Annotated in this window: 21 protein-coding genes and 2 tRNA genes; 6 read left to right on the top strand and 17 right to left on the bottom strand. The window is 60.8% G+C overall.

Annotation, left to right across the window (positions count from 1 at the left end; all coding sequences use genetic code 11):
• Positions 1–188 precede the first annotated feature (188 nt).
• Positions 189–265: transfer RNA gene (locus F8N66_RS08405), tRNA-Met, on the bottom strand.
• A gap of 217 nt (positions 266–482) precedes the next feature.
• Positions 483–559 (bottom strand) — tRNA-Met (locus F8N66_RS08410).
• A 284-nt stretch (positions 560–843) separates the two neighbouring features.
• On the opposite strand from F8N66_RS08410, the gene dinB reads away from it, so the two are divergent.
• Positions 844–1,905, top strand: coding sequence for a DNA polymerase IV (gene dinB, locus F8N66_RS08415; RefSeq protein ID WP_150769731.1), 1,062 nt, complete (start codon positions 844–846; stop codon positions 1,903–1,905).
• A gap of 97 nt (positions 1,906–2,002) precedes the next feature.
• Here the strand turns inward: dinB and F8N66_RS08420 are convergent, their stop codons facing one another.
• The 4 genes from F8N66_RS08420 to F8N66_RS08435 form a co-directional block, all read right to left on the bottom strand.
• Positions 2,003–2,956 carry a hypothetical protein gene (locus F8N66_RS08420; protein WP_150769732.1) on the bottom strand — a complete coding sequence of 318 codons (954 nt, stop codon included), beginning with the start codon at positions 2,954–2,956 and terminating at the stop codon, positions 2,003–2,005.
• A gap of 17 nt (positions 2,957–2,973) precedes the next feature.
• The gene (locus F8N66_RS08425; protein ID WP_150769733.1) at positions 2,974–4,689 is read right to left on the bottom strand and encodes a proline--tRNA ligase; all 1,716 of its coding nucleotides are present in this window, start codon (positions 4,687–4,689) and stop codon (positions 2,974–2,976) included.
• Positions 4,690–4,832: 143 nt separating this feature from the next.
• Positions 4,833–6,392, bottom strand: a complete 1,560-nt coding sequence (locus F8N66_RS08430; protein ID WP_150769734.1) for an AmpG family muropeptide MFS transporter — start codon at positions 6,390–6,392, stop codon at positions 4,833–4,835.
• Between the two features lie 44 nt (positions 6,393–6,436).
• Positions 6,437–6,790, bottom strand: a complete 354-nt coding sequence (locus F8N66_RS08435) for an MGMT family protein (protein ID WP_150769735.1) — start codon at positions 6,788–6,790, stop codon at positions 6,437–6,439.
• Positions 6,791–6,953: 163 nt separating this feature from the next.
• On the opposite strand from F8N66_RS08435, the gene F8N66_RS08440 reads away from it, so the two are divergent.
• Positions 6,954–7,961 carry a DUF481 domain-containing protein gene (locus F8N66_RS08440; protein ID WP_150769736.1) on the top strand — a complete coding sequence of 336 codons (1,008 nt, stop codon included), beginning with the start codon at positions 6,954–6,956 and terminating at the stop codon, positions 7,959–7,961.
• Positions 7,962–8,121: 160 nt separating this feature from the next.
• Here the strand turns inward: F8N66_RS08440 and F8N66_RS08445 are convergent, their stop codons facing one another.
• Entirely contained in the window at positions 8,122–8,331 is a 210-nt protein-coding gene (locus F8N66_RS08445) for a cold-shock protein (RefSeq protein WP_002554837.1), read from the bottom strand.
• 353 nt (positions 8,332–8,684) lie between these two features.
• Between F8N66_RS08445 and dcd the strand changes: the two genes are divergently transcribed.
• Together dcd and F8N66_RS08455 are read left to right on the top strand one after the other, a co-directional pair.
• On the top strand, positions 8,685–9,251 hold the full coding sequence (gene dcd / locus F8N66_RS08450; protein WP_150769737.1) for a dCTP deaminase: 567 nt from the start codon (positions 8,685–8,687) through the stop codon (positions 9,249–9,251).
• Positions 9,252–9,358: 107 nt separating this feature from the next.
• Complete coding sequence (locus tag F8N66_RS08455) at positions 9,359–9,568, top strand: hypothetical protein (RefSeq protein WP_008060697.1); 210 nt, start codon at positions 9,359–9,361, stop codon at positions 9,566–9,568.
• 72 nt (positions 9,569–9,640) lie between these two features.
• Here the strand turns inward: F8N66_RS08455 and pdeM are convergent, their stop codons facing one another.
• Both pdeM and F8N66_RS08465 read right to left on the bottom strand, forming a co-directional pair.
• Positions 9,641–10,327, bottom strand: a complete 687-nt coding sequence (gene pdeM, locus F8N66_RS08460; RefSeq protein ID WP_150769738.1) for a ligase-associated DNA damage response endonuclease PdeM — start codon at positions 10,325–10,327, stop codon at positions 9,641–9,643.
• Positions 10,324–12,813 (bottom strand): ligase-associated DNA damage response DEXH box helicase, encoded by a 2,490-nt coding sequence (locus F8N66_RS08465; protein ID WP_150769739.1) that lies wholly within the window; start codon positions 12,811–12,813, stop codon positions 10,324–10,326. Before F8N66_RS08465 ends, pdeM begins: the two co-directional genes overlap by 4 nt.
• Before the next feature lie 239 nt (positions 12,814–13,052).
• Here F8N66_RS08465 and F8N66_RS08470 point away from each other — a divergent pair, with 239 nt between their 5' ends.
• On the top strand, positions 13,053–13,430 hold the full coding sequence (locus tag F8N66_RS08470) for a hypothetical protein (protein ID WP_224790452.1): 378 nt from the start codon (positions 13,053–13,055) through the stop codon (positions 13,428–13,430).
• 42 nt (positions 13,431–13,472) lie between these two features.
• Here the strand turns inward: F8N66_RS08470 and F8N66_RS08475 are convergent, their stop codons facing one another.
• From F8N66_RS08475 to F8N66_RS08510, 8 genes are all read right to left on the bottom strand, one after another.
• The gene (locus tag F8N66_RS08475; RefSeq protein WP_056856146.1) at positions 13,473–14,237 is read right to left on the bottom strand and encodes an ABC transporter ATP-binding protein; all 765 of its coding nucleotides are present in this window, start codon (positions 14,235–14,237) and stop codon (positions 13,473–13,475) included.
• A gap of 13 nt (positions 14,238–14,250) precedes the next feature.
• Positions 14,251–15,387, bottom strand: coding sequence for a succinylglutamate desuccinylase/aspartoacylase family protein (locus F8N66_RS08480; RefSeq protein ID WP_150769741.1), 1,137 nt, complete (start codon positions 15,385–15,387; stop codon positions 14,251–14,253).
• Between the two features lie 26 nt (positions 15,388–15,413).
• The gene (locus F8N66_RS08485; RefSeq protein ID WP_150769742.1) at positions 15,414–16,124 is read right to left on the bottom strand and encodes an ABC transporter permease; all 711 of its coding nucleotides are present in this window, start codon (positions 16,122–16,124) and stop codon (positions 15,414–15,416) included.
• On the bottom strand, positions 16,121–16,849 hold the full coding sequence (locus tag F8N66_RS08490) for an ABC transporter permease (protein ID WP_150769743.1): 729 nt from the start codon (positions 16,847–16,849) through the stop codon (positions 16,121–16,123). The genes F8N66_RS08485 and F8N66_RS08490 overlap by 4 nt, the downstream gene beginning before the upstream one ends.
• Positions 16,850–16,905: 56 nt before the next feature.
• Positions 16,906–17,688 (bottom strand): transporter substrate-binding domain-containing protein, encoded by a 783-nt coding sequence (locus F8N66_RS08495; RefSeq protein WP_150769744.1) that lies wholly within the window; start codon positions 17,686–17,688, stop codon positions 16,906–16,908.
• Between the two features lie 243 nt (positions 17,689–17,931).
• Positions 17,932–19,620, bottom strand: a complete 1,689-nt coding sequence (locus tag F8N66_RS08500; RefSeq protein WP_150769745.1) for an ATP-dependent DNA ligase — start codon at positions 19,618–19,620, stop codon at positions 17,932–17,934.
• Positions 19,617–20,651: a ligase-associated DNA damage response exonuclease gene (locus F8N66_RS08505; protein WP_150769746.1), complete on the bottom strand. Its 1,035-nt coding sequence runs from the start codon at positions 20,649–20,651 to the stop codon at positions 19,617–19,619. The genes F8N66_RS08500 and F8N66_RS08505 overlap by 4 nt, the downstream gene beginning before the upstream one ends.
• 196 nt (positions 20,652–20,847) lie before the next feature.
• Complete coding sequence (locus F8N66_RS08510) at positions 20,848–23,298, bottom strand: penicillin acylase family protein (protein ID WP_150769747.1); 2,451 nt, start codon at positions 23,296–23,298, stop codon at positions 20,848–20,850.
• Between the two features lie 201 nt (positions 23,299–23,499).
• Here F8N66_RS08510 and F8N66_RS08515 point away from each other — a divergent pair, with 201 nt between their 5' ends.
• Positions 23,500–24,051, top strand: a complete 552-nt coding sequence (locus tag F8N66_RS08515) for a cysteine hydrolase family protein (protein WP_150769748.1) — start codon at positions 23,500–23,502, stop codon at positions 24,049–24,051.
• Positions 24,052–24,117: the final 66 nt, after the last annotated feature.

A 24,117-nucleotide genomic window follows, 5' to 3' on the forward strand; every position in this document is an offset into this window, starting at 1 on the left:
CTTGCGCCAGTTGTCGGCGACGGCGTGACTTCAGTCGTCGTGGGCTGGGGCTGCGATTGAGCATAGCCTGAACTCGGCGCATGGGTGACCCCCAACGGCTCACCACACAGTGACAGATCATTGTTGCGAAAGGACTTTTTCAACAGATACAAAAAAGGCCACTCTTTCGAGTAGCCTTTTTTGATGTTTGGTTGCGGGAGCCGGATTTGAACCGACGACCTTCGGGTTATGAGCCCGACGAGCTACCAGACTGCTCCATCCCGCGTCTGTGTGGCGGCATTCTATAGAGATACGCCTTGGTGTCAACCGTTAATCCCGAATGGGGTCAAATAAATGTAGAAACGGGTCAAACGGTCGCAGGAAGGGCTTAAGTTTCGGAAAATGAACGGATTCTCATTCCGGCACAGAGCAGGGATACGAGCGTGTTGAAAAACAGGCGCGCACAAAAAAGGCCACTCTTTCGAGTAGCCTTTTTTGATGTTTGGTTGCGGGAGCCGGATTTGAACCGACGACCTTCGGGTTATGAGCCCGACGAGCTACCAGACTGCTCCATCCCGCGTCTGTGTGTCGGCATTCTACAGAGGATCGACAGGGTGTCAACCTTCAATATCGGTAAAACCTCTTCAGGTTCAATCGCTTAGGTTGCTCTCGAAGGGATGGGTCGGGCTGAGAGGCAGGCGTGGCAAGGGCTCAAGCTCTATCAGCGTGAGACTTTTGATTGAGAAAATAAATTTTCCGGCTGCTTTTCCTACAGCCGCCAAAGAAGATTCTGACTACTGGTGCTATATACAGGTGTCAGTGAGATACTGCCTATCCGACACCGCGCATGAACACCGCATTGATATGACCCAGCGAAAAATCATCCACGTCGATTGTGACTGCTTCTACGCCGCCATCGAGATGCGTGACGACCCGCGCCTGGCCGGTAAGCCGCTGGCAGTGGGCGGGGCGGCGGATCGGCGAGGCGTGATTGCGACCTGCAATTACGAGGCGCGGGCCTATGGCGTGCGCTCGGCCATGTCGTCCGGGCATGCGTTGAAGCTGTGCCCGGACCTGACCATCGTCAAGCCGCGTATGGATGCCTATAGAGAAGCATCGAAGGAAATTCATACGATCTTCCGCGATTACACCGACATCATTGAGCCGCTTTCCCTGGATGAGGCTTACCTGGATGTGTCGGACAGCGCTCATTTCGGCGGTAGCGCGACGCGCATCGCCCAGGACATTCGTCGCCGGGTATCGAATCAGCTGCACATCACCGTCTCGGCCGGCGTGGCGCCGAACAAGTTTCTCGCCAAGATCGCCAGCGACTGGAAAAAGCCCAACGGCCTGTTCGTCATCACGCCGGATCAGGTCGAGGACTTTGTCAGCGGTCTGCCGGTGAGCAAGCTGCACGGGGTCGGCAAGGTCACTGCCGATAAATTGGGCAAGCTTGGCATCGTTGATTGCGCGCAATTACGCGAGTGGGACAAATTGGCGCTGGTGCGCGAATTCGGCAGCTTTGGCGAGCGACTCTGGAGCCTTGCCCGTGGGATCGATGATCGCCAGGTGCATAACGACAGTCGCCGGCAATCGATCAGTGTCGAAAATACCTACGACGTCGACCTGCCGGACCTGGTGAGTTGCCTGGATAAATTGCCCGAGCTGCTGGACACCCTGGCCGGTCGCATGGCGCGAATCGACAACAGCTACAGGCCGGGAAAACCGTTCGTCAAAGTGAAATTTCATGATTTCACCCAGACCACGCTGGAACAGGCCGGAGCAGGGCGGGATTTGGGCAGTTATCAGTTGTTGCTGACCCAGGCGTTCAATCGAGGCGGCAAACCGGTGCGGTTGTTGGGGGTGGGGGTAAGGCTGGAGGATTTGCGGGGCGGGTTTGAGCAGATGGAGTTGTTTGAGCGTTAAACCTTAAAGTCAAAAGATCGCAGCCTGCGGCAGCTCCTACAGGGGGAATGCGTTCCTCTGTAGGAGCTGCCGCAGGCTGCGATCTTTATACAATGCCCTAATTCGGCCCCGGATCCGCCACCAGTCGCCCGGCATCCTTGGTCAGGGACTTGAGGAATTCGGTCTGCAATTCGGGATCGTTGCGGGTCAGTTCGATCAGGCTCTGTTCCAGCTCGCTGGCTTCTTCTTCAAGACCCAGTTCCGACAGGCGCTTGACCCGGTGCACCCACTGGCTCACTTCGTCGTCTTCGAGGTCGTCGTAGATCAGCCCGTGGGCTTCGAGCAGCTTGCCGCGCAGGGTGTTGCTCAACGCCAGGGAAGAATCGGTGTGCACGTCATCCTTGGCGTCCGCGACACTGATCTGCAACTTACCCAGATGGTTCAGGTCATGTTCGGCAAACGGGCTGTCCAACAGGTTCAGGCGCAAGACGCCGTTTTTGTCGGTGCTCAGCTCGAAGGTTTCCTTGCCGGCCTTGACCTCGACCGGGCGCTCGCTCCACGGCAGGCTCGAGTATTCGGTGCGCTTGTCGAGCTGGACTTCATCGATTCCGGCCAGGTTCTGCTGCGCACGACCGTTGGATTGCACGTTCATGAACGGGTTGAGCCCGGCGAAACCGTAACTGAACCAGTCCCGGGTCACGCTATCCGGAAGATTGCCGAGGGCAAACACGTTGGCCACGTTCGCGCCGACACCGCCCACCACCGCGACCGCGCCCAGCGGGATCTCGTAGATCTCCCGCCAGGGTTGGTAAGGCGTGTAGCGATCGTAATGGCGCGTGACTTCGAACTCGGTGACTTCGAAAGTCTTTTGCTCGTGGATTTTTACCCGGCGTTGCGGCAGCTCAAGCACCTTGGGCTCGCCAACATCGATCTGCAGGCTGTGATCGAGCAGTTTGCGCTCGACACGTTCCTCGTGCTCGCTGCGTTGTGACATGTGATTGGCACAGCCGCTGACCAGCAGGGTGCCGCACAGGGCGGCACCACCGAGGCCTAAGGTGTTTCGCTTGAACATGACGTCTCTATCTGGTTTCAGCGGCGGATACGGGCCTGAAGGAACGACAATACGTCAGCGACCGGCAGTGCTTGCGGCTCGGCCTCGGTACGGCTCTTGTATTCCAGGTTGCCATCGGCGAGGCCACGGTCACTGACCACGATCCGGTGAGGAATGCCGATCAGCTCCATGTCCGCGAACTTGATGCCCGGGCTGGTTTTCTTGTCGCGATCGTCCAGCAGCACTTCGAAGCCGGCCGCCGTCAGTTCGGCATACAGCTTGTCGGTGGCTTCGCGAACCAGCTCGGTTTCGTAGCGCAGCGGTACCAGGGCGATCTGGAACGGCGCCAGGGTGTCGCTCCAGATGATGCCTTTGTCGTCGCTGTTCTGCTCAATGGCGGCGGCCACCACGCGGGAAACGCCGATGCCGTAGCAACCCATTTCCAGGGTGACCGGCTTGCCGTTCTCGCCCAGCACTTCGCACTTCATCGCCTTGCTGTACTTGTTGCCCAGCTGGAAGATGTGCCCGACTTCGATGCCGCGCTTGATGTCCAGGGTGCCCTTGCCATCCGGGCTCGGGTCGCCGCTGACCACGTTACGCAGGTCGGCCACGGTCGGCACCGGCAGGTCGCGCTCCCAGTTCACGCCGAAGTAATGCTTGTCGTCGATGTTGGCACCGATGCCGAAGTCGCTCATCAGCTCGACGGAACGGTCGATGATGATCGGCAGTGGCAGGTTCAGCGGGCCGAGGGAACCGGCGCCGGCGCCGATGGCGTCACGCAGTTCGGCATCGGAAGCCATGACCAGCGGGCTGGCAACGCCAGGCTGGTTGGCGGCCTTGATTTCGTTCAGCTCGTGGTCGCCACGGATGATCAGGGCGATCAGCTTGCCTTCTTCCTCGGCGTGCACGATCAGGGTCTTGATGGTCTTTTCAATCGGCAGATTGAATTTCTCCACCAGGGCGGCGATGGTCTTGGTGTCTGGCGTGTCGACCAGGCGCAGTTCTTCGGCCGGTGCAGGGCGCGATGTTTCGCGCGGCACGGCTTCGGCCTTCTCGATGTTCGCGGCGTAGTCGGAACCGTTGCTGAAGACGATATCGTCTTCACCGGACTCGGCCAGTACGTGGAATTCGTGGGAGCCGGCGCCGCCGATGGAGCCGTTGTCGGCTTCAACCGGACGGAATTTCAGGCCCAGGCGGGTGAACACGTTGCAGTACGCCTGGTGCATGCGGTCGTAGGTGACCTGCAGGGATGCCTGGTCAGCGTGGAACGAATAGGCGTCCTTCATGATGAATTCGCGGCCGCGCATCAAGCCGAAGCGTGGCCGGATCTCATCTCGGAATTTGGTCTGGATCTGGTACAGGTTGATCGGCAGCTGCTTGTAGCTGCTCAACTCGTTGCGCATCAGATCGGTGATGACTTCTTCGTGGGTCGGGCCGGCGCAGAAATCGCGACCGTGACGATCCTTGAAGCGCAGCAATTCAGGGCCGTACTCTTCCCAGCGACCGGATTCCTGCCACAGCTCGGCCGGTTGAGTGCTCGGCATCAACACTTCGAGCGAGCCGGCGGCGTTCATTTCTTCACGAACGACGGCTTCGACCTTGCGCATCACTCGCAAGCCCATCGGCAGCCAGGTGTACAGGCCCGAGGCGAGTTTGCGGATCATGCCGGCGCGCAGCATCAGCTGATGGCTGATCACGACCGCGTCGGAAGGCGTTTCTTTCTGTGTGGCGAGCAAAAATTGACTGGTGCGCATGGTTGGCCGTTATCGATTGCTGATGACGAGAAATGACGGAGCATTGTACGGGCGAGATCCGCTGTCGTACAGGCGTGCGGTCGGTGGTGTGGCAGGAGGGCGGGAAACGCCGCGCCCTCGGTCTCTCTTCCTGCAAATGCTTCCTACGATTCTTCCGCGACCTGGGTCGGTACGGGTTCCGGCGTCGGTGTAGGACCTTCGCGGCGGCTCTCCTGGAACCAGTGCAGGGCGATCAGGACCAGGGTCGGAACACCCAGCAGGGCGGTGATCAGGAAGAAATTGTGATAGCCGAATTTCTCCACCATGACCCCGGAGTAGCCGCCGATCAGGCGTGGCAGCAAGAGCATGATCGAGCTGAGCAGGGCGTATTGGGTGGCGGAGAACTTGAGGTTGGTCAGGCTCGACAGGTAGGCGACGAATGCCGAGGTCGCCAGGCCCGAACTGAAGTTGTCCAGGGAAATGGTGACCACCAGCATCTGCAGGTTGGGGCCCATGTCCGCCAGCAACAGGAACAGTATGTTGGTGCTGGCCGAGGCAATGCCGCCGATGAACAGGATGGGCAGGATGCCGAACCGTACGATCAGCAGGCCACCCATGCCGGCGCCGACCAGCGTCATGATCAGGCCGAAAATTTTACTGACGCTGGCGATCTGGTCCTTGGTGAAGCCCTGGTCGATGTAGAACACGTTGGCCATCACGCCCATGACGGTGTCGGACATCCGATAGGTCGCGATCAGCCCGAGCAACAGCAGTGCTTGCCAGCGGTAGCGCAGAATGAAGTCGTTGACCGGCGTCAGTACCGGCGCCAGGCCGCGACGTCCCATGGCCGACAGGCACAGGGCGGTGAGCGTGGTGTAGAGGATCGCGCGCAGGAAGGCGCGGTCTTGCAGCAGCAGGTCCAGCAGGCTCACGCCTTCGAACAGCACGCTGGCGAAGTCGGTGTTGTAGAGCTGGGTGAACATGGCGGGCACGGACACCAGCAGCACGATCAGTACGAAGACCGACGCCAGTTGGTGCACGAAACTGTAGCGTCCGGCCTGCAGTTGCGTGCGCAGCGGAACCGGCGGCTCGCGCATGAACAGGCTGGTCAGGAGCGCCGGGACCATCAGGACGCCGAACAGGATGTAGGTGCCGGCCCAGGCCGAGTGCTGGTAGTTGAAACCGGTAGAGCCAAAGCCTTCGGCAAAATACAGGGCGCCGGCGGTCGCCAGCAGGGCGGCGATTCGATAGCCGGACATGTAGCTGGCGGCCAGCGCGGCCTGGCGATTGTCTTCGGCGATCTCCAGCCGGTAGGCGTCTACCGCAATGTCTTGTGTTGCCGACGCGAAGGCGACGACCACCGCGATGGCGATCAGCCAGGACAAATGCTTTTGCGGGTCGCAGAAACCCATCCCGATCAAGCCGAGGATGACCAGTGCCTGGGACAGCACCAGCCAGGAACGTCGTCGCCCCAGCTTGCCGAGCAATGGCAGGCGCCATTGGTCGAGCAGCGGTGACCAGACCCATTTGAAGGCATAGGCCAGGCCGATCAGGCTGGCATAGCCGATGGTTTCGCGGGCCACGCCGGCTTCGCGCAGCCAGACCGAGAGTGTCGAGAACACCAGCATGTAGGGCAGGCCGGCGGCGAAACCCAGCAGCAACAGTACAAGCGTCGAGGGGCTGGCATAGGCAGCGAGCGCGGCGCGCCAGGTTTTACGGGGCATGGGCTGGAGTCTGCCTCAAGAAATACGGAAACAAAGCGCGCACTCTAACCGCTGTGCTCTACCGGGCGCCAGCCATGGCGCCGAATATCAACACGATTATTCAGGATACTGATGCCTTCCAGGCGCAATCGCGCGCGTTGTTCGTCCCCCGATGGGCTGCCCACGGGCAGGCTGATACGTCCGCCGGCGCCCAATACGCGGTGCCAGGGCAACTTGGTGTCGCCTGGCAGCTGGCTCAAGGTTCGACCGACCCAGCGGGCGGCGCGGCCAAGACCGGCGAGTTCCGCCAGTTGGCCATAACTCACCACCTTGCCCTCGGGCACTTGCGCGAGGGTCAGGTAGAGCGCCGTGCGTCGGATTTGTGCCGCACTGTCGGATTCTGCGGTGGGTGCATTCACGTGCGGTGTTCCTGAAAAAAATCAAAGTACCGTCTGTAGAGTAAATCGTGGATTGCGCAATGAGAAATGAACTCAATAGAAATCGTCGGGTCAGTCCTTCCTATGGCTTTATTCCTGGGGATCAAGCCGACTTTTTTTCGCAATCTTGAGTCTGTATTTGCTTATGTTGTCCAGAACTCTGCTGTGCCTTGCTGTCGTCAGCGCCTCCTCTCCCTTGCTTGCCGACACCGTCTGGCTGAAGAACGGTGACAAGCTGAGCGGCAAGATCGTCCTTTTCGATGGTGGCAAGCTGCTGATCCAGACGGAATACGCCGGTGCGGTGCCCATCGACTGGAAACAGGTCAAAACCCTGGAAAGCGACCAGGAAATGCTGGTCAAGCAGGACGCCTACACCGGTGAGAAAGCCAAATCCCTGCACGCCGCTGAAGATGGCAAGGTGACCCTGGCCAACGGTGATGCGCCCAAGACAGTAGAGCTGGCGAGTGTTCAGCAGATCCTCAAGCCCAAGCCGGTGGTCGAGGATCTGGTGTGGAAGGGCAATATCGATGCGGCCCTGGATTATCAGCGCGCCGAAAAAGATACCGATGATTACGACATCGATTTCAAGACCACGGCGCGCCATGGTCGCTGGCGGCACATCGCGGAAGGCGAGTACAACCGCGAGTATCAGGATGACGTGACCACCACGGATAACTGGCGTGCCGAGTATTCCCTTGACCGATTCCTGACGGACAAATGGTTCTGGCAAGGTCGCCTGGTCTACAAGCGCGACAAGGTTGAAGACCTGTCCCGTCAGCGTACCGTCGGTACCGGCCCTGGTTATCAGTTCTGGGATGACGAGTTGGGCGCATTCTCCCTGGGTTCGCTGATCAACCGCACGGATTATCAATTCGCTGATGGCAGCAAGGAGAACTTCTATTCCGTGGCGATGAAGTGGGACTACAACCGCTATCTGATCGGCAAAAAGGTGGAGTTCTTCACCAATGGCGAAGTGGGCAAGCCGCTGTCGGGCGTGGCCGAGTATGCGCTGGATGCGGAGATGGGCTTGCGCTACAAGGTCACGGACTGGGCTTCGCTGAACCTCAAGGCCGAGCGTGACATCATTAGCGGTACCAACGATGCTGACCTGGACAAGACCCGTTACACCGCAGGGTTTGGCGTGACCTGGTAAAGCGTCAAAAGATCGCAGCCTGCGGCAGCTCCTGTACAGGAATGATGTACACCCTGTAGGAGCTGCCGCAGGCTGCGATCTTTTTTTGCCTGCGAAAAACACACAGGCACAAAAAAGCCCCGCTTTTGAGGGCGGGGCCTTTTACTAAAGCAAGTACAAGTTAGATAACTTGAACTTCTTCAGCTTGCATGCCTTTCTGACCGCGGGTAGCGATGAAAGAAACCTGTTGGCCTTCTTTCAGGCTTTTGAAGCCGTCGGATTGGATAGCTTTGAAGTGAACGAACAGGTCGTCACCGGATTGTGGAGTGATGAAGCCGAAGCCTTTTTCATCGTTGAACCACTTAACGGTACCGGTTTGGCGATTAGACATGGTGTAACTCCTTGAACAAAGATAACTGCGACTCAGGAAGAACCCTGGCCGAGACTGAGTGCAAAGAGCAGGAAAAATTCTTGTAGATGGTTGGATCGAAATTCAACATATCGTGTAGAGATTCTCAGTGACACAAGCAGCACAGTGACGCCACCTTAACCCTTTTTCCGGAACGTGCCAATGCTTCTTGCGAAGGTTTCTCGGTTTTCATGATCGACGGTGCGCCGTATTGTTTCGAAGGGCCGTAGATTCAGGGTGATCGTCGAGATTTGCACCCGGCACTTTGAACCCGGCGGCCCGCCCCGGTAAGATGCCGGACAGATTTTTTCCACCTCGCTATTCAGGACACCGCCATGAGCATCAAATCGGACAAGTGGATTCGCCGCATGGCCCAGGAACACGGCATGATCGAGCCGTTCGTCGAGCGCCAGATGCGCGGCAGCGACGATAACCGAGTGATCTCCTACGGCGTGTCGAGTTACGGCTACGACGTTCGTTGCACCAATCACTTCAAGGTGTTCACCAACATCAATTCGGCCATCGTCGACCCGAAAAACTTCGATGCCGGCAGCTTCGTCGACATCCATAGCGACGTCTGCATCATTCCGCCGAACTCCTTCGCCCTGGCCAGCACCGTCGAATACTTCCGCATTCCGCGCAACGTGTTGACCATCTGCCTGGGCAAGAGCACTTACGCTCGCTGCGGCATCATCGTCAACGTCACTCCGCTCGAGCCGGAGTGGGAAGGTCACGTGACCCTGGAATTCTCGAACACCACCAACTTGCCGGCGAAAATCTACGCCAACGAAGGTGTGGCGCAGATGCTGTTCCTTGAGTCCGACGAAGAGTGCGAAGTGTCCTACAAAGACCGTGGCGGCAAGTACCAGGGCCAGCGCGGCGTGACCCTGCCGCGGACCTGAGTCAGCCGTCTGACAAACCGTGGGAATTCCTGGGCGAGCGTAGACTCTATGGAGTGTACTGCTCCGATCCGCGCAAGGCGGATCGGGCCATCGCCCAGGAGTGCTTTATGAAGATCGACCCGCGTATAAGTGCCGAACTGGCAAGGCTTGAGCCCAATCAGGTAGGCGTTTTGGCCTGGTCGTTGTTGGCACACCCGCCAGTCAGCATGGCAGGGGGCATCCCCGGCCAGCCTGATCCCGATACCCCCAACGAACAACCCACCGAGCCAGGCGAACCGACCCTGCCGGACGAGCCGCCTCCCGCGCCCGTGGCCTGATCACATTGTCTGTAGGAGCGAGCCCTGCTCGCGATGGACGAAAGGGCGACGCGTCTATTCAGGCAGCCCTGGTCATCGTTGACGTTCATCGCGAGCAGAGCTCGCTCCTACAGGCCATATTTCGTTGTCGCCGACGACGAAAATCCTGCTGCTTGGGTCCTGTTTAACCTGAAAGCCACCGGTAAACGCGCCGAAGGCGGGTAGCAGGCTCATGTCTTCCCCCAGTTTGAAACACGCCAGCCGCAGGCTCTGGCGCCCCCTGCCGTGCAGTCGATAGACCGGGTGCACATGCCCCGCCAATACGTGCCGTGTCGGGTGCGGGTCGGGTTCATGCTGCAAGGCAAACGGCCCGAGCAACAGGGGTTCGCAAACCACGCGAATATCCAGCGAGGCAGGCGGGTCACCGGCACGTTTGTCGTGGTTGCCGCGGATAAGCGTCATGGGCAATTCAGGGTGTCGCGCTCGCCATTCGGTCAAGGCATCAAGCGTGGCCTTTGCATGGGAGCCGGGGCCGTGGAGAAAATCACCCAGGAAAATCACTTGCCGACAGCTCAGGCCCGCCAATATTGCATCCAGCACGGCAATGTTGTGTGACGTGGTGCCTTGAGGGACGGGTTGTCCGAGGCTTCGATAGGCGGCCGCCTTGCCGAAATGCGCATCGGCGACCAGCAGCGCCTGTTGCGCGGGCCAATAGATGGCTTTCTGTGGCAGCAACCAGATTTCTTCCCCCGCCAGGTCGACCGGATAGGGCGTGTTCATCGGGCTTTCCCGGACTCGGCGGTGTTCTCCAGATCGCTGACCATGCGTCTGATGCGGTCGGCGAGTTTTTCCGAACTCATGCTCTCGCGCATGCGCTCCACCAGCAGCGGAAAGCCGAGTGGTGTGGGACGCTTGATCGGATGCAGGTCCAGTGTCATCCGGTTAATCCGCTCCAGCGTCTGTTCCAGGCGGCGAATATCCAGCTCGTCGCGCAGGACTTCTTCCCCGGCCTGGGCCAGCAACAGGTTGTTGGCGTCATATTGTTTGAATACTTCGAAAAACAACCCGCTAGAGGCCTGGACCTGACGGGTGCTTTTCGGTGCACCGGGGTAGCCGGCGAAAACCAGCCCGGCGATCCGGGCTACTTCCCGAAAGCGGCGCAACGCAAGTTCGCCCGCATTAAGGCTGGCCAGCACGTCCTGCAGAAGATCATCGGTGCTGAGCAGGGCGCGATCGAGTTGTTGCGCCCAATCGACAGGCGTGGCGCTGAGCAATTCCAGGCCGTAATCGTTGACCGCTATCGAAAACGTCAACGCCTGCCGTTGACTGACCCGCCACGCCAGCAGGCTCGCCAGGCCCAGATGCACCTGGCGCCCGGCGAAGGGGTAGAGGAAAAGGTGCCAACCCTCGCGAGACTTGAGTGTTTCGGCCAGCAAGCTGTGTTCGGTTGGCAACCCTGACCACCGTTGCTGCACTTGCAGCAACGGGCGCAGGGCCTGCATTTCCGGACCGACGAACTGGCCGTCCGCGGCCGCTGTAAACCGCGCGACCACGGCGTCGGCCAGCTCGCTGGACAATGGCATGCGCCCGCCATTCCAGCGCGGTACCGCCGCTTTTTTCACGGTGCTGCGCTTGACGTAGGCGGTCATGTTCTCAACGCGTACCAACTCCAGCAACCGCCCGGCGAACAGAAACCCATCGCCCGGTTTCAGGCGCGCGATAAAGCCTTCCTCGACACTGCCCAGTTGCTTGCCGCCACCCCCCTTGCTCCAGAATTTCAACTGGATGCTCGCATCGCTGACGATGGTGCCGATGCTCATGCGATGCCGCCGGGCCAGGCGTGCATCAGGAACCCGCCACACCCCTTGGGCATCAGGTTCGACACGGCGGTAATCCGGATAGGCCGTCAGAGAAAGCCCGCCATGGCGTACGAACGCCAGCGCCCAGGCCCAGTCGGCCGGGCCGAGGTCACGGTAAGCCCAGGCGCCGCGCACTTCTTCGTACAACTCGTCGGGCACAAACCCGCCTCCCAGCGCCATGCTGACCAGATGCTGCACCAGCACGTCCAGTGGCTTGTCCGGCGAAAAACGGGGTTCGATGCGACGTTGCGCCACCGCGTCGTGCGCAGCGGCGGCCTCGATCAATTCAAGGCTATGGGTTGGCACCAGCGTGACCCGCGATGTCCGCCCCGGCGCATGCCCGGAGCGTCCGGCACGCTGCATCAGTCGCGCCACACCCTTGGCTGAACCGATTTGCAGCACGCGCTCCACGGGCAGGAAGTCCACGCCCAGGTCGAGGCTGGAGGTGCAGATCACCGCTTTCAGTTGGCCGTCCTTGAGCGCGCGTTCGACCCAGTCGCGTGTGTCGCGGGACAATGAGCTGTGATGCAGCGCGATCAAGCCGGCCCAGTCCGGCCGGGCGTCGAGCAAGGCCTGATGCCAGATCTCCGATTGCGTGCGCGTGTTGGTGAACACCAGGCTGCTGGCGCTGGATTCAATCTCGGCGAGCACTTGCGGCAGCATCTTCAAGCCGATGTGCCCGGCCCAGGGAAAACGTTCAATGGTGGGCGGCAGCAGCGTGTCGACTTGCAACGCCTTGGTGGTTTGGCCTTGCACACTGATGCCGCCACCCTGTGGGATCAACACCTGCTCGGCGTGGGACAAATTACCGAGGGTCGCGGAAACGCCCCAGACGATCAGCCCGGGGTGCCAGCGGCGCAAGCGGGCCAGGGCCAGTTGCAATTGCACCCCCCGTTTGTTGCCCAATAATTCGTGCCATTCATCGACCACCACCATGCGCAAGGTTGAGAGCGCTGTCTGGGCGTCGGCGCGGGCGAGTATCAGGGTCAGGCTTTCCGGGGTGGTGATCAGGGTCGTCGGCAGGCGACGACTCTGGCGCGCCCTTTCGCTGCTGCTGGTGTCGCCGGTGCGCAAGCCGACAGTCCACGGAATCTGCAGGTCGCGCAGCGGCGTTTCCAGTGCGCGAGCCGTATCGGCGGCCAACGCGCGCATTGGGGTGATCCACAGCACGGTCAAGGATTCGCCGACGGGTTTGCGTTTGCGCGTGGTTTCAACCGCAGGGCGGGTGCGAGCAAAGCGGTTGAGCGCGGCGAACCAGACGGCATAGGTTTTACCGGCCCCGGTGCTGGCGTGCAGCAAACCGGAATGCCCTTGTCTCACTGCCGCCCACACCTGTTTCTGGAAGGCGAACGGCTTCCAGCCGCGAGCGGTGAACCAGGGTCTGGCGAAGTTGGAGACGGTTCCCATGCCGGGCGCGAGGCTCTGAAGGTTGTCTCTCAGTGACCGCGATGCGGCCGGACAAGTTTAATCCGGTTGCATTTTGTTGAGTGCCCGCCTGGCCATCGGCGCGTTTCTCATATCCGGAAATAACTGAACGGGCCGTTGAAACCAATTGGCAGATCCAGCGTGTTTTCATCGCGGCCCTGCTCGTCGTGCGAACAGTCGAGCCGGACAGTTATCCATGGATCTGAAAAAAGGGAATGCAGATGAGCAGACATCGACCGGGAACATTGAGTGCCGAGGTGATGACGGACAACGGTCCTGAAGTGTTTCGTGTGACGCAAGGGCTTTGTTATTACGAACGGGCCGGCGTGCACTGCATCGAGGCGAGTGACGGGCAAGGCAGGGCGTTTCACATCCATTTGCCGGCAGCCATCGAGAGCGGCAGTTTCAGTCTGGGACTCAGCGAACGTGCGCCCATGATCATCCATGTGACAGGCCATTGCGAAGCGGAACTTTATCGTGGCCGGCTTGAGCTGAAGGTGGGCGGAGATGCGCACTTTTGCGGAAGCTTCAGCGGAATTGATGCCGATGGCTTCGATATCGAGAACGGCATTTTCAGGCTGGAACACCCGTTCTCTTGACACGGAAACCGGGCAGGCCGGCTTCCGGTTCAAGAGAAACGGCTACTTCAGGTTGCCGCTCAGGAACTGCTTCAGGCGTTCGCTCTTCGGATTACCCAGCACGTCTTCCGGCGCGCCTTCTTCTTCCACCAGGCCTTGATGCAGAAACAGCACCTGGCTCGACACTTTGCGCGCGAAGCTCATTTCGTGGGTGACCATGATCATGGTCCGCCCTTCTTCGGCCAGGCCCTGGATCACCTTCAGCACTTCGCCCACCAGCTCCGGGTCCAGGGCCGAGGTCGGTTCGTCGAACAGCATGACTTCCGGCTCCATCGCCAGCGCCCGGGCAATCGCCACGCGCTGTTGCTGACCGCCGGAAAGAAACGCCGGGTACTGATCGGCTACCCGCGCCGGCAGCCCGACTTTGTCCAGGTAACGACGGGCACGGTCCTCGGCTTCCTGCTTGCTGCAACCCAGCACCCGGCGTGGTGCCATGGTGATGTTTTCCAGCACGGTCATGTGGCTCCACAGGTTGAAGTGCTGGAACACCATGGCCAGGCGGGTGCGGATGCGTTGCAGTTCATCGGGATCGGCGACGTGCATGCCATGGCGATCCTTGACCATGCGGATCGCCTGGCCGTCCAGGCTCATGGCGCCGTCGTTGGGTTGTTCGAGAAAGTTGATGCAGCGCAGGAACGTACTTTTGCCCGAGCCGCTGGCGCCGATCAGGCTGATGACGTCGCCGGTGTTGGCCTTGAGCGAAACGCCTTTGAGCACCTCATGATCGCCATAGCTTTTATGCAGGCCTTCAATGGTCAGTTTGTACATGGAACAAGCATCCTCAAGGCGAAAGTAGGTAGCCGCTGCGATAGGCTTCGGCGCCCGCGACGTGGGCGATCACCATGCCAGCCGTGGCCATGCGCCGCAGCGAACGGGCGTACATCAAGCCGGCGGCGGTGCAATGGACGGGGGTAACACGGTCAGAAATCGGATCGATGATTTCGGCGATCAGTTGCCCGGCTTCCAGGTATTCCCCCGGCAACGCGGTAAACACCAGCAATCCGCCGACCGGCGTGGCCACGGGCTCGACACCGGCCAGCGGGGTGGCCGGGTAGGGCAGGTCGGGCAAGGGAGCGGGTTCGCCGGCGATCGCGCCGAAGTGAACCAGGTAGTCGATCAGCGCCTGGCTGTCGAGGCTGGCCAGCGGGTGATTGACGTCGCCCTGGCCGCGCAGTTCGACGGTGACCGAAAAGCTTCCCGGCGGAATATCAAAGTGTTCGCCGAAGCGCTCCTTCAATTGCCACCACAGCAGCGTGAAACATTCGTCGAACGACTGACCGCCGGAATCGGTCGCCAGCAGGCTGGCTTCGGAACCGATGTAGCGCGCCAGCGGCTCGACCAGCGGCCAGGCGTCGGGCGTGGTGTAAAGGTGCGCGACCGCTTCGAAATCGCAATGCAGGTCCAGCACCATGTCGGCATCGCACGCCAGGCGTTGCAGGGTCAGGCGCTGGGATTGCAGCTGAGTGCTGGCGGTCTGCCGGGCCAGCGCGTTGCGCAGGCTGTTGCGGATCAGTTGCAGGTTGTGTTGCGGGTCGTCGCCGAGTTGGCCTTCGATGTCGTTGCCGACCTCTTCGCTCAAATCGACGAACCAGCGGTTGAAGTTCTGCCCGCTCTCCAGCTCGTAGCGGCCCAGCGGCACATCCATCAGCACCTGTTCCAGGCCGATCGGGTTGGCGACCGGGACCAGGACGATTTCGCTGCGCAGGCGGCCAGCGGCTTCCAGTTCCGCCAGGCGTTGCTTGAGGTGCCAGGCGACCAGCATGCCGGGCATCTCGTCGGCATGCAGGGACGACTGGATATAGATCTTGCCCCGGGCGCTTGTCACGCCAGGCGCCGAGGTCGGGCCGAAGTGGAAGCTGTGGATCTGTCGTGCTGTCCCCGGCAGCGGGGCCAGCAGGTCATGTATCTGGTGGCGCATTCGTTGTTTCCTGAAACAAATAGGACCTAGTGGGTCGGCCCGAGGAAAGCCAGCCATCGGCGTTCGGCGAGACGGAACAGGCCGACCAGCGCAAAGGTGATGGTCAGGTAGATCAGCGCGGCGATGCCGAACGACTGGAAGGTCAGGAAGGTCGCCGAGTTGGCGTCCCTGGCGACTTTCAGGATGTCCGGGATGGTCGCGGTGAACGCCACCGTGGTCGAGTGCAGCATCAGAATCACTTCGTTGCTGTAGTACGGCAACGAGCGACGCAGGGCCGACGGCATGATCACGTAGGCATACAGCTTCCAGCCTGTGAGGCCATAGGCCTTGGCCGCTTCGACTTCACCGTGGGCCATGCTGCGAATCGCCCCGGCGAAAATCTCCGTGGTGTAGGCGCAGGTGTTCAGGGCGAACGCCAGGATGGTGCAGTTCATCGCATCGCGGAAAAAGCTGTCGAGGACCGGTTGCGCGCGCACCGCGGCCAGGCTGTAAATCCCCGTGTAGCAGATCAGCAACTGGATATACAGCGGCGTGCCTCGGAACAGGTACGTGTAGAACTGCACCGGCCAGCGAATGTAGGCGCGTGGCGAAACCCGGGCGATGGACAGCGGGATCGAGACGATGAAACCGAAGAAAATCGATGCGCTGAGCAGCCACAGGGTCATGGCCAGGCCGGTGATGTTCTGGCCGTCGCTGTAGAGGAAGGGCCTCCAGTATTCCTGCAGGAGTTCGATCATCGTACGGCCTCCCGTGTGCCGGCGGCGTAACGGCGTTCCAGCCAGCGCAGCACGAAGTTGGAGACGCTGGTGATCACCAGGTAGATCAGGGCGGCGAGCACCAGGAAGTAGAACAGTTGATAGCTGCTTTTACCGGCGTCCTGGGCAGCCTTGACCAGGTCGGCCAGGCCAATGATCGACACCAGTGCGGTGGCCTTGAGCATCACCATCCAGTTGTTGCCGATACCCGGCAGGGCATAACGCATCATTTGCGGGAACACCACGATCCGGAAACGCTGACCGCGCTTGAGGCCGTAGGCGGTGGCCGCTTCGACCTGGCCGCGCGGCACGGCGAGGATGGCGCCACGGAAGGTTTCGGTGAAGTACGCGCCATAGATGAAGCCCAGGGTCAGTACCCCGGCGCTGAACGGGTCAATCTCGATGTATTCCCATTCCAGGTAATCGGTCAGCGACGTCAGCCAGGTTTGCAGGCTGTAGAAAATCAGCAGCATCAGCACCAGGTCCGGCACCCCGCGAATCAGCGTGGTGTAGCACTGGGCGGGCAGGCGCAGCAGTTTGACCCTGGACAGTTTGGCACTGGCGCCGAGCAGGCCGAGTAACACGGCCACCAGCAGCGACATTGCCGATAATTTGATGGTCATCCAGGTGCCTTCCATCAGCAGCGGACCGAAGCCCTTGAGGCTGAAGGCGGAGAGCCCCAGATTTTGCAGGAGGTTTTCGAACATAAATCAGCAACCTGATCGGGTGAAAAAAGCGCCCATCGCGAGATGGGCGCCGGGCATTATTTGCCGCTGTACAGATTCAGATCGTTGAAGTGTTTTTTCTGAATGGTGGCGTAGGTGCCATCATCGTGTAACGCTTTGATACCTTTATCCAAAAGCGCTTTCAGCTCGGTGTTACCTTTCTTAATGCCGATCGCGGTTTTGGCTGGCAGCAATTCGCTGTCGACGGGCTTGCTGACATCATAATCGGCACCCTGTGGAGACTTCAGGAAGCCCAGTTCGGCTTGCAGCATGTCCTGGATGCCAGCGTCGAGACGACCGGAAGTCAGGTCGGAATACACCTGGTCCTGGTTCTGATAGGCCTGGGTTTTCACGCCGGCCTTGTCCAGAACGGCCTTGGCATAGGCTTCCTGAATGGTGCCTTGCTCGTAGCCCACGGTCTTGCCCTTCAACGAAGCGACGTCTGCGGTGATGCCAGAACCTTTTTTGGACACGTAGGCGGTTGGGCCGGAGAACAGCTCGCCAGAGAAGTCGATGACTTTTTCGCGGGCCGGGGTGACGGTCATCGAAGAGATCACGCCGTCGAATTTATTGGCTTTGAGGCCAGGAATCATGCCGTCGAAATCACTTTCGACCCATTTGCACTTGACCTTCAACTCGGCGCAGATCGCGTTGCCCAGATCGATATCGAAACCCACCAGGTTGCCGTCGGCCGCTTTCGACTCGAACGGTGCGTACGAAGGGTCAACGCCGAAACGCAGTTCCTTGTATTCCTTTGCCAGCGCAGAGCCAGCAGCTACGCACAATGCCAGTGCAGAAAGGGTCAGCAATGCTTTTTTCATTATTCAATCCCTAAGAACCAATATGAGCGCTTGTGGCGCAGAATTATTGTTACTGGTAAGCGTAAGACCTAATGAAAGTAGCAATTTCCGAACCAGAGTGCCGAACAAGCGTTTAAAAGGTGTCCGGGAAATTGCCGGATGGGATTAGTGCACGAAAATGGGCGGCGTGGAAGGGCTGCACTTTTTTGGATCAGACCGATGCGATTCTGATCGTCCCAAGCTCCGCGTGGGACGATCAACAAACTAGGCGAGTAAATCCTGCAAGGTCGCCAGGTTGTCCGCTTCTTCGACGGTTTTGTCCTGCCGCCAGCGCAGCATCCGTGGAAATCGCACCGCAATGCCGCTCTTGTGTCGCTTGGACAGGGCAATCCCCTCGAACCCCAGCTCAAACACCAGGCTCGGTTTGACACTGATCACCGGGCCGAATTTTTCCACCGTGGTCTTGCGAACAATGTTGTCGACCTTGCGCATTTCTTCATCGGTCAGCCCCGAGTAAGCCTTGGCGAACGGCACCAGCGCGCGTTCGCGGGCGTCGGGCGGGCCGTCCCAGACGGCGAAGGTGTAATCGCTGTAGAGACTGGCCCGGCGCCCGTGACCGCGCTGCGCGTAAATGAGCACCGCGTCGACGCTGAACGGGTCGACTTTCCATTTCCACCAGACCCCCACGTCCTTGGTTCGACCGACGCCGTACTGGGCATTCCGATCCTTGAGCATCATGCCCTCCACCCCAAGCTGGCGAGACGCCTCCCGTTGCCGGGCGAGGTCCTGCCAGTCTTCGCCGGCCAGCAAGGGCGAGGCGAGCAACACCGGGTGATGGCAGTGGGCGATGAGCTGCTCCAGTTGCGTGCGCCGCCGCGCTTGCGGCTGGGTGCGCCAGTCATCGCCTTTCCATTCGAGCAAGTCGTAGGCGAGGAGGACCACGGGCACGTCACCGAGGATTTTTTTGCTCAGGGTCTTGCGACCGATTCGCTGCTGCAGCAGGGCGAAAGGTTGCACGGACGGTTCGTTCGGCCGTGGCGGGTCGAAGGCATCTTCGGTCTCGGCGTGACGGGGTTTCCAGGCGACGATCTCGCCGTCGATCACCGTGCCGTCGGGCAGGCAATGAATCAGGCTTTCCAGTTCGGGGAATCGCTCGGTGACCAACTCTTCACCCCGCGACCAGATCCACAGTCGTCCCTCGCGCTTGACCACTTGGGCGCGGATGCCATCCCATTTCCACTCCACCTGCCATTGGCCGGGAGGGCCGAGCAGGGCGTCGAATTGCTCGACCGGTTGTGCCAGGGCGTGGGCGAGAAAAAACGGATACGGCTGGCCGCCGCGCTGGGCATGCTCGTCGGACGATTCCGGGGCGATCAGTTTCAAGTAGCTGGCCGCGCTGGGGCGGTGGGAGAGGTCGGTGTAGCCCACCAGCCGCTGGGCCACGCGCTTGCTGTCCAGCTGTGCCATGGCCGCGAGCGCGCGGGTCACCAGCAGTTTGGAGACCCCGACGCGGAAACTGCCGGTGATCAACTTGATGCAGAGCATCAGGCTGGCGCGGTCCAGTTGCGCCCAGAGTCCGGGCAGGCGTTCGGCGAGCACTTCGGGAGGTTCGCCGCGCAACGGCAGGAGTTTGTCTTCGATCCACGTCGCCAGTCCGTCGGTGGACGTGTGGGGCGACTCGGGCAGCACCAGTGAAATGGTTTCCGCCATATCGCCCACGGCTTGATAGCTTTCCTCGAACAACCACGCAGACAGGCCGGAATACGCCACCGCCAGCTCACGCAGGACCCGCACCGGGATCAATTGCCTGGGCCGCCCGCCGGAGAGGAAATACACGGCCCACGCGGCGTCTTCCGGTGCGGCTTTCGCAAAATAAGCTTGCATCGCGGCCAGTTTGGCGTTGCTTGAGGTGGTGGCGTCCAGTTCGGCGTACAACTCGGCGAAGGCCTTCATGGCAGCGCCTCGGTGGGTTCGGGGTCGGCAGTCGACTGCTCTTCTTCATCGTCGCCGTATTCGGTATTGAAGCCTTGGGCATCGAGGCCTTTTTCCCGCAGATGACGCACCAGCACGGCGATGGAGCCGTGGGTGACCATTACCCGCTCGGCACCGGTCTGTTCGATGGCCCAGAGCAGGCCCGGCCAATCCGCGTGATCGGATAACACGAAGCCACGATCCACGCCGCGCCGCCGACGGGTGCCCCGCAGCCGCATCCAGCCGCTGGCGAAGCCGTCGCTGAAATCGCCGAAGCGACGCATCCAGGTGCTGCCGCCCGCCGAGGGCGGGGCGATGACCAGCGCCTTGCGCATCATCGGGTCGGTTTTTTTGACCTCGCCGGCGTAAATCGTCGGCGGCAGGTAGACACCGCTCTCGCGGTAAACCCGGTTCAGCGGTTCAACCGAACCATGGGCGAGGATCGGGCCGAGGCTGGCGTCGATGCCGTGGAGAATGCGCTGGGCCTTGCCGAAGGCGTAACAGAACAGCACGCTGGCCTTGTCCTGCGCGGCATTGGCTTGCCACCACTGATTGATTTCGGCAAACACCTGCGCCTGGGGTTGCCAGCGATAGATCGGCAGGCCGAAGGTCGACTCGGTGATGAAGGTGTGGCAACGCACCGGTTCGAACGGCGCGCAGGTGCCGTCGGGTTCGATTTTGTAGTCACCGGAGGCGACCCAGACTTCGCCGCCATGTTCCAGGCGCACCTGGGCCGAGCCGAGCACGTGGCCGGCGGGGTGGAAACTCAGGGTGACGCCGTGGTGGCTCAATGGCTCGCCATAGGCCAGCGTTTGCAGGTTGAGGTCCTGGCCCAATCGCGCGCGCAGAATCCCTTCGCCGGCGGTCGCTGCCAGATAATGGTGGTTACCGCTGCGCGCATGGTCGCCGTGGGCATGGGTGATGACCGAGCGCTCGACCGGACGCCACGGGTCGATATAGAAATCGCCAGCGGGACAGTACAGGCCTTCGGGACGTGCGATGACAAGGTCCACGGTGTCACCCAAATGGAGGGGCTTGTCAGGTGAGAGGTGGGTGCGGGGGCAGAAGTTCTATCGATTTTCAGGACCAACACTATTCAAATGTGGGAGCGGGCTTGCTCGCGAAAGCGCAGTCACAGTCATGATCCATGTCGACTGGTATAGCGCCTTCGCGAGCAAGCCCGCTCCCACATTAGGTCCGTGTCGGCTGTTATTTACCCGGTGTCAGGGTCAACCGCTGGTTGCCGTAGGCTTTGTCGAAATTCTGCGGCTGCATTGGCAGGCTCATGTATTGCCCTTTCAGCCACGGATCGATGCTGTTCAGGTAGTAGGGGCTGGCCGGGTTGCCGGACTGGCCGGTGGCGAGCTGGCCCGTCAGCGGTTCGGCCTGGCCAAAGTCGACAATAAAACGCATGGCCGGCACCCGCGTGGTGTTGAAGTCCTGGCCCCAGGCGAACGCGGCGGTATTGAGTGTGGTGTGGTCGCCGCCGGCCGGCAGCGGACCGCGCACCACCTGGCCACTGCTGTTTTTCCACTCATAGCGGTGCAGTTTGCCCCACTGCCAGGCGTTGTGAGCGCCACCCAGCTGCTGGTCGCCGGCACTGATCGCCGCGGCCAGGCTGCGGGCGAGGATCGCCGGTTTGTCTTCTTTCTGCGCGGTGCGCACGTCATCCCAGAACGGACTGTCTTCGCGCCCCAGCAGGTGATCGGCCTGTGCGGCATAGGACAGCTTGCCGTTGGCGATAAAGGCTTGCCACGCCGGGCTGCTCTCCGGCCCCAGTTCATCGAGGAAGATCTGGCGGGTGCTTTCCTGCAGGAACAGCTCGTAGAGGGCGGCGTCGGCGGACGTCGGGCTGAGTTTGCCGTCGAACGCCATCAAGCGGGTAATTGCCTCGCGCGCCTTGTCGCGGTCGCCAGCCGGCAGGGCGTCAATGGCCTGCTTGAGCGGTTGAGCCATGCCCGGCGCCTGGAGCATTTTCTTCAGCTTGGCGGCGAAGGTGGTGGTCTGGTCGTACTGCATGGCGATCAGGCTGCGGGTGTCATGTTTGCCCACGCCCGCCAGTTCGGCCAGGCGCTCGCCGCGTTCCGGTGCCGACCAGGAATTGGACAGCTGCATGCCGTAGCCATGGGGAATGACCCGCTGGTTGGCCGTGCCGAGCCAGCCTTGCGCCGGGTCCTGATCGTAGGGGTGCAGCATCGGGTCGGCGTAACCGTCCCAATCGTAGCGGCCGTCCCAACCCGGCGACGGCAACAGGCCTTCACCTTCGCGGCGATTCGGGTAGCGGCCGGTGACCTGCCAGCCAATGTTGCTGGCATCGGCAAAGACCAGGTTCAGGGCGATGGCGCGGATCTCGCGGCTGGCGTCCGACGCTCTCTCGACATTCTGCGCACGGGACAGGTCGAAAAACGCGTCCAGGGTTTTATCGTCGGTGAAGCTCGGCGTCTGCAAGGCCAGGCCGAAACCGCTGCCCTGGGCCAGGCCCTGGGCGCTGTTGAGCAACGGGCCATGGCGGGTTTCGTACACGGCTTCGCGAACCGGCCGCTGGCCTTTGATGAAGTAAGTTTCGTTGCGCACGATCGCAGGCTGCCATTTGCCGTTGGCTTCATAGGCAAGGCCATTGCCCTGGCGCTTGATTTTCTCCAGGAACAGGTCCTGGTTGTCGCCCATGACCGTGGTCATGCTCCACGCCACTTTGCCGTTGAACCCGCCCAATACCATCGGCAACCCGGCGATGGTCACGCCGGACGCCTGATATTTCGGTGCGCGAATCTGCACGTAGCTGAACAACGAAGGCACACCCATCGGGCCGTGGCTGTCGCTGGCCAGCAGGCTTTTACCGCTGCGGCTGCGTGGCGGGGCGATGGCCCAGTTGTTCGACGACGTGGCGCCCAGCAGATTCAGGTCAGACAACTGGCTGGTGGCTTTGCTGATGTCTGCCAGGCCCGGCACCTGGCCGTTGAGCTTGATGCTTTGCAGCTTTTCGCTTTCGGCCAACGGCAATTGTTCATCGGGGGCCGAAGGCGTCAGCCACGGCAGCTTGTCGGTGGTGACCGTTTGGGCCAATACCAGCGAGGCAATTTCTTCGGGCAGGTTGGCCGACTGGCTGAAGTTCAGCAGGCAGAAAATCAGCGCCGAATCTTCCGGCTTCCAGTATTCAGGTTTGTAGCCGGTGGCGGCGAGGTCGGCCGGAAGTTTGTCGCGGTAGCGGAACAGGTACGCGTTGACGCCGCGGGCATAGACTTCGAAGAACCGCTTGAGGCGCGGCGAAGACGCCTTGTACAGCTCGCCGGCGTTTTTCTTCAGGTTGACGGCGCGCATGTAGCGGTCGGCATCCAACAGGTCCGAACCGTGCATTTCCGCCAGGCGACCCTGGGCCAGCAAGCGCAGGGTGACCATCTGCGTGATGCGGTCACTGGCGTGCACGTAGCCCAGGGTAAACAGTGCGTCGTGGAACGTGCTGCTTTCGATCAACGGCATGCCCATGGCATTGCGTCGCACCGAAACGTTCTGTGCCAGACCCTTGAGCGGCTGTACGCCGGAAACGGGTGGCAGGGTGTCCTGGGCATTGAAGGTCTGACAACCGGTCAGGCTCAAAACCCCCGCCACTGCTGCGGCAACGCCGAACCGGGGTAGAAAATGTGTAAGGGCTGGCGAGGCCATGGCAAAGCTCCTGCGGGGGTGGTAGCGCAATAAAGTCGCTACGTTAGTGAGCGGGAGGAGGGCGCGCAAGCGGGGGGACGAGGTTATTTCAAAAGATCTCAGCCTGCGCCAGCTCCTGCATTGATTGGCGCACACCTTGTAGGAGTTGCCGAAGGCTGCGATCTTTCGGCCTTCAACCCAATCTCCGGGAGCAACACGGGCATGGAGCTCAAGAAAAACGCAGCACTGATCATCATCGATCAACAGAAAGGCATTCTGCACCCCAGGCTCGGGCGTCGGAATAATCCCCAGGCCGAGGAGCGCATTCTTGAACTGTTAGTGCACTGGCGCCGCAGCGGGCGGCCGATCGTGCATGTACAACACTTGTCCCGCTCAGAAGATTCGGTGTTCTGGCCACAGCAGTCAGGCGTGGAGTTTCAGGAGCGGTTTCAGCCATTGGCGGGCGAGCGGCTGATTCAGAAACAGGTGCCGGACGCGTTTTGTGCAACGGCCCTGGAGGCGTATCTGCGCGAGGCGGGGATCGGGCAGTTGATCATCGTCGGCGTGGCGACCCACAACTCGGTGGAGTCCACGGCAAGAACGGCGGGCAACCTGGGGTTTGATACCTGGGTGGCCGAGGATGCGTGCTTTACCTTCGACAAGGCTGACTTCTTTGGAAATGCCCGATCAGCCGAGGAGGTGCACGGGATGTCGCTGGGGAATTTGCACGGGGAGTATGCGACGGTGGTGAGTACGGCGCAGATTCTGAATTGATAGAAACATTTCGCGCCCCCGCTCCCACAGGGGAACGCATTCCAAATGTGGGAGCGGGCTTGCTCG

The sequence above is a fragment of the Pseudomonas fluorescens genome (assembly GCF_902498195.1).
Taxonomy (GTDB): Bacteria; Pseudomonadota; Gammaproteobacteria; order Pseudomonadales; family Pseudomonadaceae; genus Aquipseudomonas; species Aquipseudomonas fluorescens_BU.

Bases quoted from the DNA above. Each gene is read 5' to 3' on its own strand.
- F8N66_RS08510 (WP_150769747.1), bottom strand. From the start codon at position 23,298: ATGGCCTCGCCAGCCCTTACACATTTTCTACCCCGGTTCGGCGTTGCC.
- dcd (WP_150769737.1), top strand. From the start codon at position 8,685: ATGAGCATCAAATCGGACAAGTGGATTCGCCGCATGGCCCAGGAACAC.
- F8N66_RS08465 (WP_150769739.1), bottom strand. From the start codon at position 12,813: ATGGGAACCGTCTCCAACTTCGCCAGACCCTGGTTCACCGCTCGCGGC.
- dinB (WP_150769731.1), top strand. From the start codon at position 844: ATGACCCAGCGAAAAATCATCCACGTCGATTGTGACTGCTTCTACGCC.
- F8N66_RS08485 (WP_150769742.1), bottom strand. From the start codon at position 16,124: ATGATCGAACTCCTGCAGGAATACTGGAGGCCCTTCCTCTACAGCGAC.
- F8N66_RS08425 (WP_150769733.1), bottom strand. From the start codon at position 4,689: ATGCGCACCAGTCAATTTTTGCTCGCCACACAGAAAGAAACGCCTTCC.
- F8N66_RS08470 (WP_224790452.1), top strand. From the start codon at position 13,053: ATGAGCAGACATCGACCGGGAACATTGAGTGCCGAGGTGATGACGGAC.
- F8N66_RS08490 (WP_150769743.1), bottom strand. From the start codon at position 16,849: ATGTTCGAAAACCTCCTGCAAAATCTGGGGCTCTCCGCCTTCAGCCTC.
- F8N66_RS08430 (WP_150769734.1), bottom strand. From the start codon at position 6,392: ATGCCCCGTAAAACCTGGCGCGCCGCGCTCGCTGCCTATGCCAGCCCC.
- F8N66_RS08455 (WP_008060697.1), top strand. From the start codon at position 9,359: ATGAAGATCGACCCGCGTATAAGTGCCGAACTGGCAAGGCTTGAGCCC.
- F8N66_RS08500 (WP_150769745.1), bottom strand. From the start codon at position 19,620: ATGAAGGCCTTCGCCGAGTTGTACGCCGAACTGGACGCCACCACCTCA.
- pdeM (WP_150769738.1), bottom strand. From the start codon at position 10,327: ATGAACACGCCCTATCCGGTCGACCTGGCGGGGGAAGAAATCTGGTTG.
- F8N66_RS08445 (WP_002554837.1), bottom strand. From the start codon at position 8,331: ATGTCTAATCGCCAAACCGGTACCGTTAAGTGGTTCAACGATGAAAAA.
- F8N66_RS08420 (WP_150769732.1), bottom strand. From the start codon at position 2,956: ATGTTCAAGCGAAACACCTTAGGCCTCGGTGGTGCCGCCCTGTGCGGC.
- F8N66_RS08475 (WP_056856146.1), bottom strand. From the start codon at position 14,237: ATGTACAAACTGACCATTGAAGGCCTGCATAAAAGCTATGGCGATCAT.
- F8N66_RS08440 (WP_150769736.1), top strand. From the start codon at position 6,954: ATGTTGTCCAGAACTCTGCTGTGCCTTGCTGTCGTCAGCGCCTCCTCT.
- F8N66_RS08495 (WP_150769744.1), bottom strand. From the start codon at position 17,688: ATGAAAAAAGCATTGCTGACCCTTTCTGCACTGGCATTGTGCGTAGCT.
- F8N66_RS08515 (WP_150769748.1), top strand. From the start codon at position 23,500: ATGGAGCTCAAGAAAAACGCAGCACTGATCATCATCGATCAACAGAAA.
- F8N66_RS08480 (WP_150769741.1), bottom strand. From the start codon at position 15,387: ATGCGCCACCAGATACATGACCTGCTGGCCCCGCTGCCGGGGACAGCA.